The 17714-nt window shown below is 42.7% G+C and carries 16 protein-coding genes and 1 pseudogene; 12 read left to right on the plus strand and 5 right to left on the minus strand.

Annotated features, from left to right (window positions below; translation table 11 throughout):
- The first annotated feature begins 86 nt into the window (after window positions 1-86).
- Both MKZ09_RS07240 and MKZ09_RS07245 read left to right on the plus strand, forming a co-directional pair.
- Window positions 87-1898 carry an adenine deaminase gene (locus tag MKZ09_RS07240; protein ID WP_445323450.1) on the plus strand — a complete coding sequence of 604 codons (1812 nt, stop codon included), beginning with the start codon at window positions 87-89 and terminating at the stop codon, window positions 1896-1898.
- A gap of 357 nt (window positions 1899-2255) precedes the next feature.
- Window positions 2256-2708 (plus strand): IDEAL domain-containing protein, encoded by a 453-nt coding sequence (locus MKZ09_RS07245; RefSeq protein ID WP_076206205.1) that lies wholly within the window; start codon window positions 2256-2258, stop codon window positions 2706-2708.
- A 91-nt stretch (window positions 2709-2799) separates the two neighbouring features.
- Here the strand turns inward: MKZ09_RS07245 and hemH are convergent, their stop codons facing one another.
- Window positions 2800-3813, minus strand: a complete 1014-nt coding sequence (gene hemH, locus MKZ09_RS07250) for a ferrochelatase (protein WP_179089592.1) — start codon at window positions 3811-3813, stop codon at window positions 2800-2802.
- Between the two features lie 450 nt (window positions 3814-4263).
- Between hemH and MKZ09_RS07255 the strand changes: the two genes are divergently transcribed.
- Together MKZ09_RS07255 and MKZ09_RS07260 are read left to right on the plus strand one after the other, a co-directional pair.
- The gene (locus tag MKZ09_RS07255; RefSeq protein WP_076206199.1) at window positions 4264-6561 is read left to right on the plus strand and encodes an FMN-binding protein; all 2298 of its coding nucleotides are present in this window, start codon (window positions 4264-4266) and stop codon (window positions 6559-6561) included.
- A gap of 196 nt (window positions 6562-6757) precedes the next feature.
- Window positions 6758-7714, plus strand: a complete 957-nt coding sequence (locus MKZ09_RS07260) for a 3'-5' exoribonuclease YhaM family protein (RefSeq protein WP_036680004.1) — start codon at window positions 6758-6760, stop codon at window positions 7712-7714.
- Window positions 7715-7783: 69 nt separating this feature from the next.
- On the opposite strand, the gene MKZ09_RS07265 is transcribed toward MKZ09_RS07260, so the two are convergent.
- Window positions 7784-8440 carry a 3'-5' exonuclease gene (locus MKZ09_RS07265; protein ID WP_076206196.1) on the minus strand — a complete coding sequence of 219 codons (657 nt, stop codon included), beginning with the start codon at window positions 8438-8440 and terminating at the stop codon, window positions 7784-7786.
- 111 nt (window positions 8441-8551) lie between these two features.
- On the opposite strand from MKZ09_RS07265, the pseudogene MKZ09_RS34370 reads away from it, so the two are divergent.
- From MKZ09_RS34370 to MKZ09_RS07280, 4 genes and pseudogenes are all read left to right on the plus strand, one after another.
- Window positions 8552-9067, plus strand: a pseudogene (locus MKZ09_RS34370) (TerD family protein); the annotation flags it as partial.
- Between the two features lie 111 nt (window positions 9068-9178).
- Window positions 9179-9850: a vWA domain-containing protein gene (locus MKZ09_RS34375; protein ID WP_256715159.1), complete on the plus strand. Its 672-nt coding sequence runs from the start codon at window positions 9179-9181 to the stop codon at window positions 9848-9850.
- Window positions 9851-10034: 184 nt separating this feature from the next.
- On the plus strand, window positions 10035-10652 hold the full coding sequence (locus MKZ09_RS07275) for a DNA-3-methyladenine glycosylase family protein (RefSeq protein WP_076136263.1): 618 nt from the start codon (window positions 10035-10037) through the stop codon (window positions 10650-10652).
- A 21-nt stretch (window positions 10653-10673) separates the two neighbouring features.
- Window positions 10674-11384, plus strand: coding sequence for a DNA alkylation repair protein (locus MKZ09_RS07280; RefSeq protein WP_076206191.1), 711 nt, complete (start codon window positions 10674-10676; stop codon window positions 11382-11384).
- Between the two features lie 28 nt (window positions 11385-11412).
- Here MKZ09_RS07280 and MKZ09_RS07285 read toward each other — a convergent pair whose 3' ends face one another.
- Entirely contained in the window at window positions 11413-12105 is a 693-nt protein-coding gene (locus tag MKZ09_RS07285) for a PspA/IM30 family protein (protein WP_076136267.1), read from the minus strand.
- A gap of 59 nt (window positions 12106-12164) precedes the next feature.
- A complete protein-coding gene (locus MKZ09_RS07290; RefSeq protein ID WP_038569266.1) occupies window positions 12165-12383 on the minus strand; it encodes a PspC domain-containing protein in 219 nt (72 codons plus the stop codon).
- Window positions 12384-12669: 286 nt separating this feature from the next.
- Between MKZ09_RS07290 and MKZ09_RS07295 the strand changes: the two genes are divergently transcribed.
- Window positions 12670-13083, plus strand: a complete 414-nt coding sequence (locus tag MKZ09_RS07295) for a zinc ribbon domain-containing protein (RefSeq protein ID WP_036679993.1) — start codon at window positions 12670-12672, stop codon at window positions 13081-13083.
- Window positions 13084-13421: 338 nt separating this feature from the next.
- Here MKZ09_RS07295 and MKZ09_RS07300 read toward each other — a convergent pair whose 3' ends face one another.
- A complete protein-coding gene (locus tag MKZ09_RS07300) occupies window positions 13422-14525 on the minus strand; it encodes a GerAB/ArcD/ProY family transporter (protein WP_076136269.1) in 1104 nt (367 codons plus the stop codon).
- Between the two features lie 145 nt (window positions 14526-14670).
- On the opposite strand from MKZ09_RS07300, the gene MKZ09_RS07305 reads away from it, so the two are divergent.
- The 3 genes from MKZ09_RS07305 to MKZ09_RS07315 are packed head-to-tail and all read left to right on the plus strand — an operon-like array spanning window position 14671 to window position 17642.
- Window positions 14671-16185: a spore germination protein gene (locus tag MKZ09_RS07305; RefSeq protein WP_076206188.1), complete on the plus strand. Its 1515-nt coding sequence runs from the start codon at window positions 14671-14673 to the stop codon at window positions 16183-16185.
- Window positions 16182-17405, plus strand: coding sequence for a Ger(x)C family spore germination protein (locus MKZ09_RS07310; protein WP_076136271.1), 1224 nt, complete (start codon window positions 16182-16184; stop codon window positions 17403-17405). Before MKZ09_RS07305 ends, MKZ09_RS07310 begins: the two co-directional genes overlap by 4 nt.
- Before the next feature lie 6 nt (window positions 17406-17411).
- On the plus strand, window positions 17412-17642 hold the full coding sequence (locus MKZ09_RS07315; protein ID WP_076136273.1) for a hypothetical protein: 231 nt from the start codon (window positions 17412-17414) through the stop codon (window positions 17640-17642).
- Window positions 17643-17714 lie beyond the last annotated feature (72 nt).

The raw sequence follows: 17714 nt of genomic DNA on the forward strand, positions 1-17714 counted from the left end.
GCTTAATAGTTAGGCAATCCTCTATGATTACGGATCTATTCACTACATCAAGACAACACTTGGATACTAACGGGGGAGAGATGAAGATGACAACTTTTACAAGAAAGCCTTTAGCGGATTGTGTACCTGAGCTTGTGGCTACGGCAAGAGGCGATAAACCGGCAACACTGGTAATTACAGGTGGAAAGCTGGTTAATGTATGCTCTGGTGAAATTCTAGAAGGAATGTCTGTTGGTGTTCAAGGTGGACGAATTGCTTATGTTGGTAAAGATGTGACACATATGATTGGCGAAGGAACGCAAGTTATTGATGCGAACGGCAAGTATATAGCTCCGGGATTGCTCGATGGCCACTGCCATATTGAGAGCACCCAGCTAACCGTTACTGAATTTTCCCGCGCTGTTCTGCCGCTTGGCACAACAGGTGGTTTCTTTGATGCGCATGAGATTGCTAATGTATTCGGGCTGAAGGGTATTCAATTGATGCTGGATGAGATGCGGGGTACGCCGTTAGCTGCTTACATGCAGGTGGCTTCTTGTGTGCCTGCGGCAGGTGCGGAATTCGAGACAACGGGTGCCTCAATTGGTCCTGAAGAAGTTGCCGAAGCTTTTACTTGGGGCAAAGATGTGATTGCTCTGGGCGAAGTGATGAATTTCCCTGGCGTTGTTTACGGCGATGAGAAAATGCTTGGAGAGATTCAAGCTACGCTGCGGGCAGGCAGATTTGTAGATGGTCATTTCACATGGCCTTCCAGCGACTGGAGACTGCCCGTGTATGCTGCGGCAGGTGTGACTGGCGATCATGAGTGTGTGACGGCAGACGATGTGATTGAGCGCGTTCGACTGGGGATGTATGCCAAAATGCGCCGGGGTTCCGCTTGGCATGATGTGGCTAAAACAATTACGGCCCATACAGAACACGGCATAGATACACGCCGAATGATGCTGGTAACGGATGATCGTAGTTCGGAATCCTTACGAGATGAAGGGCATATGAATTTCGTCCTGCGTGATGCTATTGCTCAAGGTGTTAAGCCTATAATGGCTATCCAAATGGCTACCATTAATACTGCTGAACGCTTTGGTTTAGCGCGGGATATCGGATCTATTACTCCGGGTTCTTTTGCAGATATCATCCTTTTAGACGGGAATTTGGCGGATATTAATGTAGTGCTGACAATTGCCGCAGGTGTAGTAGTTGCGGAGAACGGTGTGATGACGGCAGAGCTTGCTAAATTCACTTATCCAGAGGAAGTGTTGGCTTCGGTTCATTTGCCACAGCGTCCTACCGCCGAAGATTTTATTATCGCGGCTCCAATTGAAACAGGTGAACTTACTACAAGAGTTATTAAAGTAAGAGAAAATCATGTGGAGACCATTGAACGTATAGTTTCGGTACCTGTAGTGACAGGGCAGCTGGATGTAAATGCTGTAGAGGGTCTGTGTAAAATCGCTGTGCTCGAACGGCATAAAGGAACAGGAAATAAATCAGTGGCTGTTGTGGAAGGCATCGGTTTTAAAGAACCGGCTGCAATCGCAATGACTGTTGCTCATGATAGTCATAATGTACTCGTCATCGGCAATGATAATGAGTTAATGGCTAAAGCTGCGAACGCGGTGGCGGACGCTCAGGGTGGGGTTTGCATGATCACAGCCAGTGGAGAAACGTTATTCCCGTTGGCCATTGCAGGCCTAATGTCTACAGAGCCATTTGAAATTGCTGCTGAGAAATCAGCTGCGATCAGCAAAGCGTTGTATGATGCCGGCTGTACTTTGAATTACGCGTTTATGACTTTATCGCTGCTTGCTTTGGCGGTTATCCCAACGTTACGTATCACAGATAAAGGACTCGTGCGGATTTCACCCGAGGGAATACAGTTAGTGCCATTGTTTGTTTAAGTAAATTAACTGAAGTATAATCCTAATGCAAAAAACTGTTCTGAGGTTGTAATGACCATTCAGAACAGTTTTTTTTGTTTAAATATAAGAAAGCAAAAGCTTCACATGTTGCGTAATCTTTATATATCTTATTGTAATGAACAATAATATTAAACAGATTTTTAGAGAATGAAACATTTTTCTGAGCGAAATCCTAAAAAAATATAAATAAAGCATAGTCAGGTGACGATAATAATGTTAAATTAGATAAAATTAAAGTGAATTAATGGAGTTAATTTTACACTAATGGCATATAAAGAATTATAGATAATGGCAGGTTTCGAATAACCCAACTAAGAGGGACGAGGTGCATGAGAGATGATCAGACTAGAAACGCAAGATATTTTGAATATTAGCATGAAGCAAATTGCTACTATTTTTAAGATGAAGCCGCTTGAACTGAGATTTGTTACCGATTTTCAGGGTGAGAAATATCTCTTAACTAATGATAAGTTACACCTCAACAACCAGCAATATTGGGCAAAGGTTATGGAATGTGTCTTTGATGATCATGTTAGACCTGTGTTAATGTGTGAGGTATTATATTTCCTTCGTAATGAATTTCTGGAAAGTGACATTAAGTTATGTTTTTCTTATGATTACGCAGAGGATGGGAATGGCGCAGCTACAGCTATGGCTGAAGTATCCTTTAATGACTCAGCAGATTTACAGTCGAGTGAGATTGCCGAGCTGATTGATTTTGCGTTGACCTTACAGGACAAGCAGTGGTTCCATGAACTGACTACGAAATATAAGCAGCTTACAGCATAAGTATCCTTTCGATTCTTCATGCTTAACAATTGATATAGCTAACCGTCTTGTCTGCAACAGAGATGATCTGTGGACAAGACGGTTTTTTGTTTTACCACCCTTGGGCATTTTTTTCTACATGTTCAGCCAAAAAATCAAGCCAATCCTCATGGTTATTCAAACAGGGGATTGCCATAAATTCCTCTGCTTGTCCTCCACCAGCCTCGAATTGTTCTCGTCCTTCTATGGCTAGCTCATGCAGCGTTTCCAGACAATCGGTCACAAGACCCGGTGAAAAAATCAGAGGTTTACGTATTCCTCGTCCGGCAAGCTCTCCCAGAACATCCGCAGTAGAGGGTCCTACCCATTCTTCTCGTCCGAAACGTGATTGAAAACTAAGCTGCCAGTGTTCGGGCTCCCAGTTCATAGCAGAAGCAAGAAGACGCGCAGTTTCCATACATTGCTGCGGGTAAGGATCACCGGTATCCGCATACCGTTTGGGAATCCCATGGAAGGTCAGTACAAAATAATCAGGTTCTTTGCTCAGAATCTCCATTTGACGCAGTAGGTGTGACTTCAAAGCTGAAATATAACCGGGCTCATTATAGTAGGCATCAATAAATCTTAGAGCCGGAATCAGACGTTTAGTTACAGGACCAGTGGAGCTTTGGCGACCTAAGGCTGCAAAGCTGGCCTGATCGAATACGGATGCGGTAGTCGTGGACGAATATTGCGGAAACAGCGGCACAATGATAATTCGGGTAACTCCGGCGGTGTCGAATTTCGCCATCGCTTGCTCCATGCTGGGTTCGCTATAAGCCAATCCAAGCTCTACCTGATACCGCGGGCCAAGCAGTTCTTGTAATCCAGATTGCTGAGCTAAAGAGTGAAAGAGCAATGGTGATCCTTCGGTTGTCCATATTTGACTGTACAGCTCAGCGGACCGGCGTGGACGTGAACGCAGAATGACACCTCGCAGCAAAGGCTGCCACAGCAGAGGAGAATAATCTATGATTCGGCGATCTGATAAAAAACGTTTCAGATAAGGCCGTACAGCTTTTGCAGTTGGTGCAGTAGGGGTGCCGATTTGGGCGATTATAACTCCAATAGGTGGCTGTTTGCTCAAAGCACAGAACTCCTTTCCCATATAAGAGATCGTTCTAAAATAGCATAGCTGGCCTTGAATGCACAGTTATTGAGATCACTTTGCGCGTATAAATTAAATTTAATCGCAAATAGTGATGTTTCTTATAGGGTGTGTGATTTTCGATACAGAAGAACCGCAGAAAGGTCTGGTAGTATCAAACCAGAAATTGATGGAAAACGGGTGTAAGTGTTTTTATAGTAACTTATGTGAATTATTTCACCTTTTATACAGCTTTGTGTTAAAAGGAAGAAATGAAATAGATTCAAGATATTTTTTATTGAAAATCGAGCATGCAAAAGCATGAGAGGGGGGATGAGTTCTTATGAAGAGAGAAGTTATGCTTCATAAGAAGAGAAGGGGCATCGTACGAAAAAGGTTTGGTTAACAAAAAGCTACATATCACTGGGGTTTGGTAAAGGAGAATTTTCATTGAAAAAACTAATTTCTTTAACGGTTAGCGCGGCTATATTGTTAGCGCCGTTTGCTTACACACTTAATGTGCCTGCTGTAAACTTGAAGGTGGATGCAGTATCGGCAGCCTCCGAAGAAGCGGAAGCACCGGCAGCAAAACCAACGGCAAAACCAACAGCAAAACCAGCAGCAACACCAAAAGCAACGGCAAAACCAGTAGCAACACCAAAGCCAACGGCAAAGCCAACAGCAACGCCAAAGCCAACGGCAAAACCAACAGCAACACCAAAGACAACAGCCAAACCAGCAGCAACCCCAAAAGCTACAGCAGCACCCGTAGCAACCCCAAAAGCAACCGCTGCACCGGCAGCGACAGTAGTACCAGCGGAAACTGTTAAGCCTGTAGCTACAGCAAAGCCTGTTACAGTTAATGAAAACGTATACCAGGATGGAGTTTACGTAGCTTATGGCGATGCATACTCCAAAGGCACGGAAGGTGCCAAGATCGAAATTAAAGATGGCAAAATTACCAGCATTGAGCTTTTGAGAACCAGTCCTAAGCTGATTGATAGAGATGCTCGTAACAATTATAGTGCTTTATGGCAAGCTTATGGATTGATGAAGGATAGATTGCTTGGCAAAACAAGAGATGGAGCAGCGGCAGTTGATGCTGTTTCGGGAGCTACCCGCTCCAGTAATGGCTGGAAATTGTCTGTAGATAGAGCGTTTGAAAGAGCTCTAACAGTGAAAGATACAAATGCCGTTTACTTTGATGGAGTTCATATGGGCGTAGATCCTACAGGTAAATATTCTGTATTTGCGACCTACGAATCCAACAAGCTCACAGATGTTAAAGTGTATCCTATGAACAGCGCTGGTGATTTCATTGAGGAGAAAGCTTACACAGCTGAGCAAGCGGCAGCGGTTGCAGCTATAGCTCCAGCCTTGCTGGCCAAAGGAACAGAGGCACAGCCTGCTGCAGGTCTTGAAGCCGACTTTAAAGCAGCGATTAACGCTTTCTGGGATGCTGAGCAGAATGCAATAATCAACAATACATCTGCTTATGTAGACGGATTCTATTCCTCTTATGGTACGGCAAGAAGTGTTGGCGTTGAAAGAGCTGACATCGTGATTCGCAACGGTAAGTTGGTTGATGTGAAGCTGTTTAGACTTGGCAATAACCTGATTGACAGAGGGGCAACAGCTTATGCGGAAGTAGTAAAAGCAAATGCCCCTATGACAGCTAAGCTACTAGCGAATGGTTCATATATCGCTAACTATGATGAAAAGGTTGACGGAATTTCCGGAGCTACGGAAAGTAGTCACAGCTGGAACCAAGCTGTAGAAAGAGCATTTGAGAAAGCGCTGAAGGTTCCTGCTGAAGGTCAATATTTTGACGGCAAATTTGCCGGAGTAGATAATCAATCTAAAGTGCTGCTGCTAGTTGATGTTGATGCAGATGCGGTAACAGGCATTAAAGTAAGTCTGTTTGGAGCTGACGGCAAGCTGATTGCTGACGATAAACTGAGTGCAGAACAAAAAGGATGGGTAGCTACACTCACATCCGGGCTGTTAGAAAAAGGTGTACAAATGGCCGATATTACAGGCCAAGAAGCATTGTCGGCAGCAGCTAAAGCAGCACTGACAGATGCTTTGACCAATGCTTCCAAAGTCCAAGGAACCTATAAAGACGGAACCTTTACTGCATTTGGTGATGCTTATGATAAAGGAACGAACAGAGCAGACGTTACCCTGCGTAACGGCAAAATCGTAAATGTAGCCTTGTACCGTGTAGGAATGAACCTTGTAGATAGAGGGAACGCTGCTTACCCTGAGGTGGTAAAAGCAATTCCTCAGTTGACGGCTAGCTTCCTCGCAGCAGGAACTAGAGAAGGTGTGCAGGAAGTAGATGCTGTGTCCGGTGCAACCAGCAGCAGCGTGGCTTTGAAGACTGCGGTGGATAGAGCATACGGAAAAGCTGAGATTGTAGAAGCTAATAAAGCGGCTTATTTCGATGGAATCTTCATTGGTGTAAGTGCCGATAAGCTTGTAAATGTTATGGTGAATGTAGAGTACGGTGTTCCTGTCAAAATGCTTGTTTATTATTTGGATAAAAACGGAAGTGTAAGAACAATCAATCAGTTAACGGACGCGGAGCTGGCGGTGAAGGGTGAAATCGAGTCTACATCAACCGGATATAGCCTGCATAAATATGGTTACCGTCCAGCAGTCTTCGGAAAAAATGATGCAGAGAAAGAAATATCCGCTAAAGCGGTAGAAGCTATTAAATCAGCGCTTGAATCGGCTGGTAAATAATTATCTTCTATAATAAAAGGAGGGTATTCCAGTGCCAGAATATGGCCGGGGAGTAGCCTCCTTTTTCAAATATTCTTGGCTTGTACATAAATATGAAAATAGATCGTATAGTGATTTAAAGGGATTTTGGAGGTGAGTGTCTAAAGTTTAATATAGAGAGCAGGCCAAAAGCCTGTTATTAATAGGAGGCTCCAACATGACACAAATTAAACAGCTCGCTCCACAAGATGAATTTGTTGGCTTTTATCTTTTAAGAGAGCTGGCAATTAAACAAACGAACGGCACTCCTCCAAAAGATTATTTTGACATCGTTCTGGGGGATTCCACTGGACAATTATCTGCGAAATATTGGGATGCCAGCACAACCGATAAAGAAACTTTTTTTCCTATGGCGCTTGTGAAGGTACGCGGGATTGCTCATACTTATCGTGAGAAATTACAAATAAAAATTACTAAAATCAGGTTGGTTAACGATGAGGATGGTGTTGCACTTACGGATTTCATCCGTTCTGCCCCAATTCGTCCAGTAGACCTTATTCATACGATTAAAGGGGTTATGGCAAGTATTTCAGATCCGGAAATTGCTTCGATTGTCTCTTTTTGTGTGGGTAAAGTGGAAGAGAAATTGATGCATTATCCGGCAGCCAAAACACATCATCATGCTTATTTTGCCGGACTTGCTTATCATATGGTGCGTATGCTGGAAATTGGTGATTTTCTGTGCAAGCAGCGTCCGTTCTTGAATCCAGATCTAATGAAGGCCGGGATCATTCTGCATGATATCGCGAAGCCGGAGGAGATGGTCTCCCAGCTTGGGATTGTTTCGGAATATAGCGTTCAGGGCAAGTTGATTGGCCATATCTCGATGGCGTCTAACTGGATCACGGAAGCGGCTATCCGTTTAGATATTGATTTGAATTCGGAAAAGGTTATGGCGTTACAGCATCTTGTATTGTCACATCATAATTTGGGCGAATGGGGTAGTCCTGTTCAGCCACAGACAGCTGAGGCAGTCGCTCTGCATCATATCGATGCGATGGATGCGAAGCTGCAAATGGTGGAGGATGCTTTGGATACCACACCGGAGACCGAGGAATGGACACCGTTCATCAGAGGTCTAGAGAATAAGGCTGTGTATCGTTTGAAGATTTAAGTGATGCCCTGTAAAACAAATCCCCAATCAGCAGAAAGGAGCTGGCTGGGGGTTTTTGATGTTCTTTGGTTATTTGGACAACGTGGCGCGGCTGCTATAAATGGAGGGTTTATGTTTAGTGCCTTGTTTCTTAGCAGGCTTTTTCGCGCGAGTCGAAAATGGGGTATACCCGCCGGCAAACATCGTTCCGCTAGTATATCCTTGACTGGCAGAGAGCAATAGAGGATCATAGTGCTCCTCCTGCTCCATAAGTTTTACTAGAATTGTAGCGGCTGCGCGTGCGTCATCCAAGGCATCATGGTGCTTCAGCGTAATGCCGAAAAACTCGGAGATTACATTAAGTTTATGGGAGGGCAGGTCGGGCAGCATTTTTTTGCCTAATAAATAGGTACATAAGTATTGAAAGCTTGGGTAGCTCAGGGACACTCCATCGAGACAATAACGCAGGACACTCATATCAAAAGCAGCATTATGCGCCACGACGATTTGTCCGTGTAGTAACGGTTCAACGGTGGGCCATAGCTCTTGAAAAGTAGGTTGCCCGATTACCATTGATGGTGTGATGCCGTGTATCGAAATGTTCATGCCATCAAACCGCTGCTGCGGGTCAATTAGCCAAGAATGTTCTGCAGTTATATTTCCAGCTTTAACTTCCACAAGTCCCAAGGCACATGCGCTGGATCGACTGGAGTTCGCGGTCTCAAAGTCAATTGCTATAAAGTCCATTCATAAAGCTCCTTATCTATCATATATACGTTTCATATTAAAGTAGTAAAATGATAAATACAATCTAGTGAATCACAATGAGCTGTTCAGTAAAAATAAGGAGATGATAGAGTGCGGCTTATAAAGGGGCAAAAGGTGGATATTACGAAAGGGAGAAACGTGAACAAGCTTTTGCTGAAATTTGGGTGGATGACTGCTGATACTAGAATTGGCATAGACTCTGCTGCTTTTTTACTGTCAGAACAGAACCGTTGCGAACGCGATGAGAACTTTATCTTTTATGGTAATCCGTTGTCTATAGACGAAGCTGTAACTCATTCTGTCTTACAACTAGGGGATAAAGAAGCTATCGCCATTACGCTTTCTCGACTTCCTAAGGATATTACTAGAATAGCTTTAACTTTAACGATCTATGAAGGAGAAAAATTAGGACACTCTATGAAGCAAGTAACCTCTCCTTATCTACGCTTAGTGGATGCTGCTAGCGGTGAGGAATTATTCGTTTTCGAATATGGCTCTGACCTGTCGACGGAGACAGCTATTGTGGTTGGAGAGCTATATCGCTATGGTTCAGAGTGGAAATTCAGTGCGATTGGTAGTGGCTTTGAGGGAGGATTGGCTGCGTTATGTACAAACTATGGGCTCGTTATTGAAGAAGACGAAGGAAACCCTGAGGTAGCGGCCACAGCTGAGTTAACTCTGCCTTTAGAAACGATCCGTTATGAAGAGAAGAATGTACTGTCCTCTATTGATTTACGTAAAAAAATTGTTCAGATTACCTTAGAAAAAAAGAATCTGACAGGAGTCATTGCAAGGGTAGGCGTTGTCCTGGATATTACAGGATCTATGAGAAATCTCTATAATAATGGAACCGTTCAAGAAGTAGTTGAGCGTATATTAGCCGTTGCCTGTAAATTTGATGATAACCAATCGTTAGATGTGTGGGTGTACGATACGGAGTTTAGCCGGCTGCCACCTGTGACAGAGCAGGATTTAGGAAGATATGTATTTACGCATATTTTAAATAATCGTACCATTCATAAGTTTGGCCGCAATAATGAACCGCCAGTAATGGAGGATATCATTAAAAAATATACGGAGGAAGAACCCGATTCTACACCGGTATTTATCATATTTATTAACGATGGTGGTGTGGTGAAATCCACTAAAAATGTGATTATGGCTGCTTCGGTCCAACCGATTTTCTGGCAGTTTGTCGGAATCGGTAACTCGGATTTTGAAGTATTGAAGCAACTTGATACGATGAAGGGCCGTTTGGTGGATAACGCCAATTTTATTCATCTGGATCACATTGAAAAGGTGTCTGATGAAGATCTGTATGATCAGCTGCTGAATGAATTCCCCTTGTGGTTAAGCGCAGCGAAAGAAAAAAGAATCCTGCGAGCATAAAAATACATTACTGAGAATGAATAAGCCTGTGCGCTACAATAGGCCATAACCACCTATCTTAGGAGGTATTATGGCTTTTTATAGTTTCGCTATCTTGCTATTCTATTCAACAATCCGTACACTGCCAAATAGGTATTGTATATTAGGATTAGGGTCATCACTATCAGATACAGGAGGAAACACTTTGAGCAGCGTAATTACTAAGTTTTTTGATTATGGGCAAGAAGACATAGATTATCTCCGAAGTGTGGATCCAGTACTTGGCGCAGCTATGGCACGGATGGGCAGAGTGGAACGTGTAATTATACCGGATCTTTTTACTGCGCTTATCTATGCTATAGTAGGACAGCTTATTTCAGTAAAAGCGGTTCGGACCATTTGGAACAGAATGTTGGCTCAGTTCGGAGACATCACTCCGCAGCAGTTAGCCTTACATACGGCGGATGAAATTCAAAGCTGTGGGATGACGATGAAAAAGGCACTATGTATCCATGAGATTTCCAATTTGGCCGCTCAGGGTGATTTTAATCTGGAGGAATTGCCTGGGTTATCAGATCAAGAGGTTATACAAAAACTTATGACGTTAAAGGGCATTGGCAAGTGGACGGCAGAAATGATGTTAATCCATTCTATGGAACGACGGGATGTGGTCAGCTGGGGAGATATTGCGATTCGTCGAGGGATGATGAAGCTGTATGGACTTGATAAGCTTACCAAAGATCAATTTGAACAATACCGGCTGAACTATTCTCCTTCGGGTTCTGTGGCTTCAATATATTTATGGGAAATTTCTTTTGAATAATGGACGGCAAGGAGTACTACTATGGAAAAAACAATAAGAGAACAGCTATTCAGTTTGGCAGATGTGGACTACCAAAAGTTTTCTGCGGCCTTAATTCCGACGATAGATAATGTTATAGGCGTCAGGCTACCGGAACTGCGCAAGCTTGCTAAAATCATTGCAAAGGGTGATTGGAGAGCCTATTTGGAGCATGCCGAGACAGATTATTTTGAAGAAGTGATGCTGCAAGGTATGGTGCTGGGTTACGTGAAGACAGATCTTGAAGAAATCCTACGTTATATCGCTGACTTTATTCCCAGAATCGATAACTGGTCGGTATGCGATAGCTTTTGCACAGGCCTGAAGTTTACCGTAAAGAATAAAGAACGGGTATGGGAGTTTATAATGCCGTACTTATCATCAGATAAAGAATATGAGATCCGATTTGCTGTGGTAATGCTGCTTAATTTCTTTATTGAAGAAACGTATATCAGCCGGATTTTACCATTGCTCGATAAGGTCAGTCATGAAGGCTATTATGTAAAAATGGCGGTTTCTTGGGCGCTTTCGATTTGTTATGTGAAATTGCCAGAGCCTACGATGAGTTATTTGAGAAACAACAGCTTAGATGATTTCACTTACAACAAGGCTTTGCAGAAAATCACTGAGTCTTATCGCGTGGATCCGGAAACGAAAAAATGGATTCGCGGGATGAAAAGAAGTAAAAAACAAACCCCTTATTCAGCACAATAGCTGAGTAATAAGGGGCTTGTTGTCCTATTTATTTTTTCTCAGTGTTTACTTCAGTGTTGGTTTTACGGTTGCGGATTCGCTCGATTTCGATGTCAACGGCGCTACGCAGGTTAGGATCGATGGAAGGACTTATTCCTGTGCCTGTATTGAATTTATTTTTGGAGTTTTCCGCCAATGCTTCCCACTCGAAAATCTTCTCTTCCATACGTTCGAAGCCTTGTGAAGCTGATCCTACATTTAGACCTTTCGTAGAACTACGTGGAGCTGAGTGGAGTGTTTCTGTGGCTTGTTGAGCGCGAGCGATAAGCTCAGTTCTTTTCGCTTTGAGATGTTCACGCTCTTCTTTAGCTCTAGCGATATTGATCTCAAGCTCTGCCAGGGATTGCTTAGTTTGTACTTGGCTATTTATGGACTCTTCCAGCTGTTCCACGTACCGCAACTTGGCTATGAGTGCCAGGCGAGCTCTTTCTTCATTTCCTTGCTCAACTGCTTGAACGGCTTCGGCTTCACTTTGCTCTACTAACTGAGTGTATTCTTGCTTGCGGCGTTCCAACACACTGGCTGTTACTTGTAAATCACGCTCATTGCGTTCCGCCTTAGCAATATCATTTTCAAGATCACGTAAATACTGACCTGTCAGCAACACCGGGTTTTCTAATTTATTTAGACCTTCGTGTAGGGCTGCTTTAGTAATTGTGGAAATTCTTTTTAATAGACTCATGTTCTATCTCTCCTTTTGTATGGTTGGATTAGGGCTGGCTTGTATTAAACGACGATTAATTAATAGAAATCATGTCCATCTGAAAAGCTGTTAAAAGGTTCTTTAGGAACGATGATACTAGCGATGACGTAGAAGATAAGTACTGTTCCGAAGCTGAACAATGCTGCGGCAACAGCAACGAGACGGATTACTGTAGCATCAATACCAGACCAACGAGCAAGACCTCCGCACAAACCACTTATCTTCTGATCACTTTGGGAACGATATAATTTTTTCATTTATTGTTTTCTTCCTCTCGTATGGGTGTGATTATTATTGAATCCTGCAACCCGTTTGCTTATGTACTCATTCTAATGTCTTTTTGCATGCGAAAAAACGGCCTGGAGGCGGTTTTGTATACCAGACCTGAGTCGAGGTTCGTTCCCGCAGGAAGGCGGGGAAAGGGTGAGTAAATCGGTTATAGGGTACAAACCATGGACGAAGTTAGGTACAATAAAGAAAGGAATACTTCTGGCGGTGTCGAAATATGCTTATATATGACTACTACGGAATTGGGGGCTGAATATGAGTTTTTTTAACAAAGTAAAAGCAGGGGTAAGCGAGGCTGGGAATAAAGCAAAAACAGTGGTGGAGATTAACCGGTTGAAGCTGCAAAATAACGGTAAGCAAAATGATATTGACCAGCAGTATCAGGTCATGGGCAAACTGTTATTTGAAGCCGTAACTCAAGGTGCAGGACCACTGCCAAGTGAGCAAATCGAGACTAATATCAATCGTATTCTCGAATTGAAGGCGGAGATTGAGACGAACCTTCAGCAAATTGCTGAGTTGTCCGATGTAAAGCATTGTAAAGCATGCGGTGGGAATGTGGCGATTGAGGCGCGCTTTTGTCCAGCCTGTGGATCCACTTTTGAAGTGGCAAAAGAACCTGTCAGTGATGTAACTCCATCCTCGATTTCTTTGGATAAGAAGGAATAGATTTACTTCATACAAGAAACTTATGAACAAAGAGGCTGTCTCAAAAGTAGTGAATACTACTTTTGAGGCAGCTTCTTTTTTAGTAAAAAGGCTGTAAGCGGATTCTTGCTTTAGCCAATAGACTATGGGCTACGCACACAAAGTATTCTATGCCATTAGGTTGGGCGGCGAAATATTCATTTTGTGAGATACCTGTTGGGAGTGATATCGATTGGACGGTGCGATATGCAGTATGCGGGGGCCGTTTGTGTTGTCTGCGTTTTTGAGGGTGCGAAGTTGGGCCTAAGCGGGATTCGTAGCTACAATCTTAATTTCACTTGTCCATAATCTAGTGTCAGTTAAACCTTAGAAGCATGGCGTTTCTTAAATTGATACACAATTAGCAACATAAGCGGCAGAACAAATGCACAGGTGAAATCCCAATCTACCCAGTAGGCGGGGATCTCCTTCACATAGAAAATGATGTCTTTGGCAATCAGCTGTGACATTCCGAATAACAAAAATCCAGTGGGTATGATCAGAGGACGGTGGCTTTTGAGTTTAAATAATTGGGCTGTACCTAAGGTTAAAGCATAGTAATAAACTGCTGTTTTGAAGTACGTGCTGATAATCCATGCTGTAGCCATAAGCGCTTCAATACGTTGCAGAGAATTAGCAATATTAATTTTTTGAGCAAGAATATAAGCGGCATAAAATTGATGTTCAGAAGCGTAAACACCTAGAACGGTAAGGGAAAACAATAAGATGAGGTTAAGCCCCAGAGCTCCGATGATCAAGGCTATGAAAATATCCCGGCTTGTTTTGCTATTCTTCTGAGCATAAGGATATATCATTAGAAACACGCACAATTCGCCAAAAGGATAAAAAACACCATACATCAAAGTATGAAGCATGTCTGGTACTGGTGTGTTCAAGATGGGGTATAAACGTTCCATTTTGACATCGGGGGTCAGCAGGAGCAGCAGACCGATTAAAAAAACTGCAAATAAAGGGAAAAAAAGCTGAGCTGCCCGACCCAATGTTTCTAGGCCAAGTCGTACCCCATATACCAGCAGGAAAATGGCCATGAAACGAATAACCCCACCGGGTGTTTTCTCGTAAATCTGTGTACACATGAAATCTTCAATTTCTCTTATGTAGGTGGAGGCAGCAATCAGGAAGAACCCTAAATAGAATAGGGCCACAGCAGTTCCGACCCATTTTCCTAAAATTTGTAGGCTAAGCTCGATAATATTCTTGTTTGGTTCAATGTCTGCTAAACAGAGTAACAGTTTTATGGTCACTAGTCCCAAGGGAATACTAATCAAAGCAGCAATCCATGCATCTTGTTTCGCTCCTGATATCATTAACGCCGGATACACAAGCGCCATATCCCCAATAAATGTGAATAGCCCGAGTATAATCATTTGATTGGTACTAATTCGATCTTTCTCCAAACTCATATACCCCCTCAAATTTATTGGACTAGTTTTAGTATGGTTGTAGTTACCAGAATTATGCCATCCCGATTTTTTAATCCGAAGGAATAATTATCATAATTAACATCAAACTATACTCATCTATCTATGGAGAAGTGGAGGCAGCATCATGAAAGACACGGAGATTGGTACATTATCAAGCCGGTTGGAAGTTAATATTGCTAATTTGTACCAATTGATGGGTGAAAGCTCTGATGTAGTGATAAAAGAGTTGCAGATAGAAGAAAACACTCATATTTCTTTGATTTACATAGATGGTCTTGTGGATACTCAGGTGCTGCATAATTCAATTTTGTATTCCTTGCAGGAACACATTCCTTACGAACAGCTGAGGGGGCTTTCTCCCGAGCAGAAGTTTGAGATGATTAAGAAACAGATATTAATAGCCGGCGATATAGCCGTCATTGACGATTACAGCCAATTTATTCATCATTTATTGTCCGGTAATATAATGCTGCTGCTTGACGGGTTAGCCAGCGCCCTGCGGATCGGCTTACCAGGCTGGGAAGATCGTAATGTAGGGGAGCCTAGCTCACAGTCGGTTGTTCGGGGTCCAATGGAAGGATTCACTGAGAATTTACGGACGAATACGGCACTGGTTCGGCGAAAAATCAAAGACAGCCATTTATGGCTGGAAACTGTTCAGATCGGCAGAGTGACTCAAACCAGTGTATCTATTATGTATCTAAGCAACATCGCAAATAAAGAGTTGGTGCAAGAGGTAAAGCGCCGTCTGAATAAAATAGATACGGACAGTATTCTCGAGAGTGGATATATTGAAGAATTTATTCAAGAGACGGCAGTTACACCCTTTCCTACCGTATACAACAGTGATCGTCCAGATACGATTGCAGCGGGTATTTTGGAAGGAAAAGTGGCCATTCTTGTTGATGGAACTCCTTTTGTACTGTTGGTGCCCACATTTTTTGTAGCATTTTTTCAGTCAGCGGAGGATTATTACCAAAGGGCCGATATTGGAACATTGCTGAGATTAGTTCGTTTTATTTCGTTTTTTATTACTTTGCTTGCCCCTTCATTGTATGTTGCGATTACTACTTATCATCAGGAAATGATACCAACCAATCTTGTAATTAGTTTAGCTGCCCAGCGGGAGAGTGTTCCTTTTCCTGCTTTTGTTGAGGCACTGATTATGGAAATGACTTATGAGATTTTGCGGGAAGCCGGGGTGCGGATACCGAAAAATATTGGTCAGGCGATTTCCATTGTCGGAACGTTGGTGATTGGGCAAGCAGCGGTAGCAGCGGGTTTTATTTCATCCGCAATGGTCATTATTGTATCGCTAACAGCCATTTCTAGTTTTGTTATTCCGGAGACAGGAATGTCTATAGCTGCGCGGATGATCCGTTTTGTGCTTATAGCTTTGGCCGGATTTATCGGATTATATGGAATTCTCTTCGGTATTTTCATCATCGTATTGCATTTGTCGAGTCTGCGCTCTTTCGGAATGCCTTATATGAGTCCGCTCGGACCGTATAATTCCAAAGATTTAAAAGACTCTATTTTTCGCTTTCCGTGGCCGTTTTTAAAGACAAGGCCTGCTGAGAATAAGACGCAGAACCTGTTTCGTCAAAGCACATCCAGTGATAAGGAACCAACAAAATGAATAAAAAATTAGTTAGAGGCGTTCTTCGATTAATGATAGCTCTCCAATTTACGTTAGTGCTAAGCGGCTGTTGGGAAAGAAATGAGCTGAATGAGATAGCTTTTGTCTTGGGGATAGGGATTGACAAGGCAGAAAAAGGATATACCGTTTCGATGCAGGTCGTTATTCCATCTGCGATTTCCTCCCAAACGAATGGAGGAGGGGGAGGCAGTGGAGTCCCAGTAGTTGTATATAAATTTACGGTACCTACGTTTTATGATGCGCTGCGTAAGCTGAATCTGGATAGCTCTAGGTCAAGTTATCTCGGTCATATCCGGGTGTTGGTGATTGGGGAGGAGCTTGCCCGCACCGGAGTGGGTGAGGTACTTGATGTATTTAAAAGAAGTCGGGAACCCCGGATGGATTTCTACGTTATGGTTGCCAGAGATACAACCGCCAGCAATGTCTTGAATGTCCTTACACCTATGGATAAATTACCAGCGAATAAATTATTTAGTTCCCTGGATAATTCTTATAAAGATTCAGCAAAAACAGTCGCTGTCACGCTGGATGATTTTATTGAAAATTTATTGTCTGAAGGCGAGAATCCTGTGCTAACCGGAGTGAAAATTATAGGAGATCCCAAAGATGGAGAGGACAAAAGCAATGTAGAGCGAACAATGCCTAAGGCAAGATTGGAATACCATACTGTAGCTGTGTTCAAAAAAGACAAGTTGATCGGTTGGCTTAACGAGGGAGAAACGATTGGTTACAATTATATCAACGATAAGGTAACCGCACATTCTGGCCCGATCGCAGGGGAAGACGGAAAGCCCATTGTAATCGAAGCGATCCAGGCTACAACTAAACGTAAAGTGAAAATCATTAATGGGGAGCCGCATATTTACCTTAGTGTTAAGACGCTTTGCAATATTGAAGAAGTGCAAAGTGTAGAAAATTTGGAATCGGAAAGCACTATCAAACGTTTGGAAAAGGAAACAGAGGAGCGGATTATAGAGCGGATGCAAAAAACTGTGGAGCATGTAAATGATCGTTTCAATGTTGATATTATGGGATTCGGACAATCGATCTACCATGCCAGCCCTAAAGCTTGGGCAAAGTTGCAGCAACAAAAGGGTGACGATTACCTTAAATCCTTGCCCATCCATTACAAAGCCTCAGCAGTTATTAACCGCGTGGGTCTAACAGATAATTCTTTTCTTGAAAAAATCAAGGAGTGAAGTCAAATGCTAGTACTGTTGTTTTTGGTGATTGCTGTAGGTTGTATGGCAATTGATTTGCCTAAATTAATGCGAAAGCGCCGAGTGCGTGATCTTAGCGTATATTTTATTTTTTGGATTTTGGGTCTTGGTGCGACCTTCTGCTCGTTGTTAAAATTGAACATCCCCAGTCCGCTGTTTCTTATTATTTTTATCTATAAGCCAATAAATAATTTATTTGGATTATTGTTTCATTAACAAAGAAGCTGCAATTATCGCGGCTTTTTTTGTTGTATCATCTAGAAGTTCGTTTCCTTAAACTTAAGAATA

The sequence above is a fragment of the Paenibacillus sp. FSL R5-0908 genome, assembly GCF_038006245.1.
In the GTDB taxonomy this organism is placed as follows: Bacteria; Bacillota; Bacilli; order Paenibacillales; family Paenibacillaceae; genus Paenibacillus_AQ; species Paenibacillus_AQ odorifer.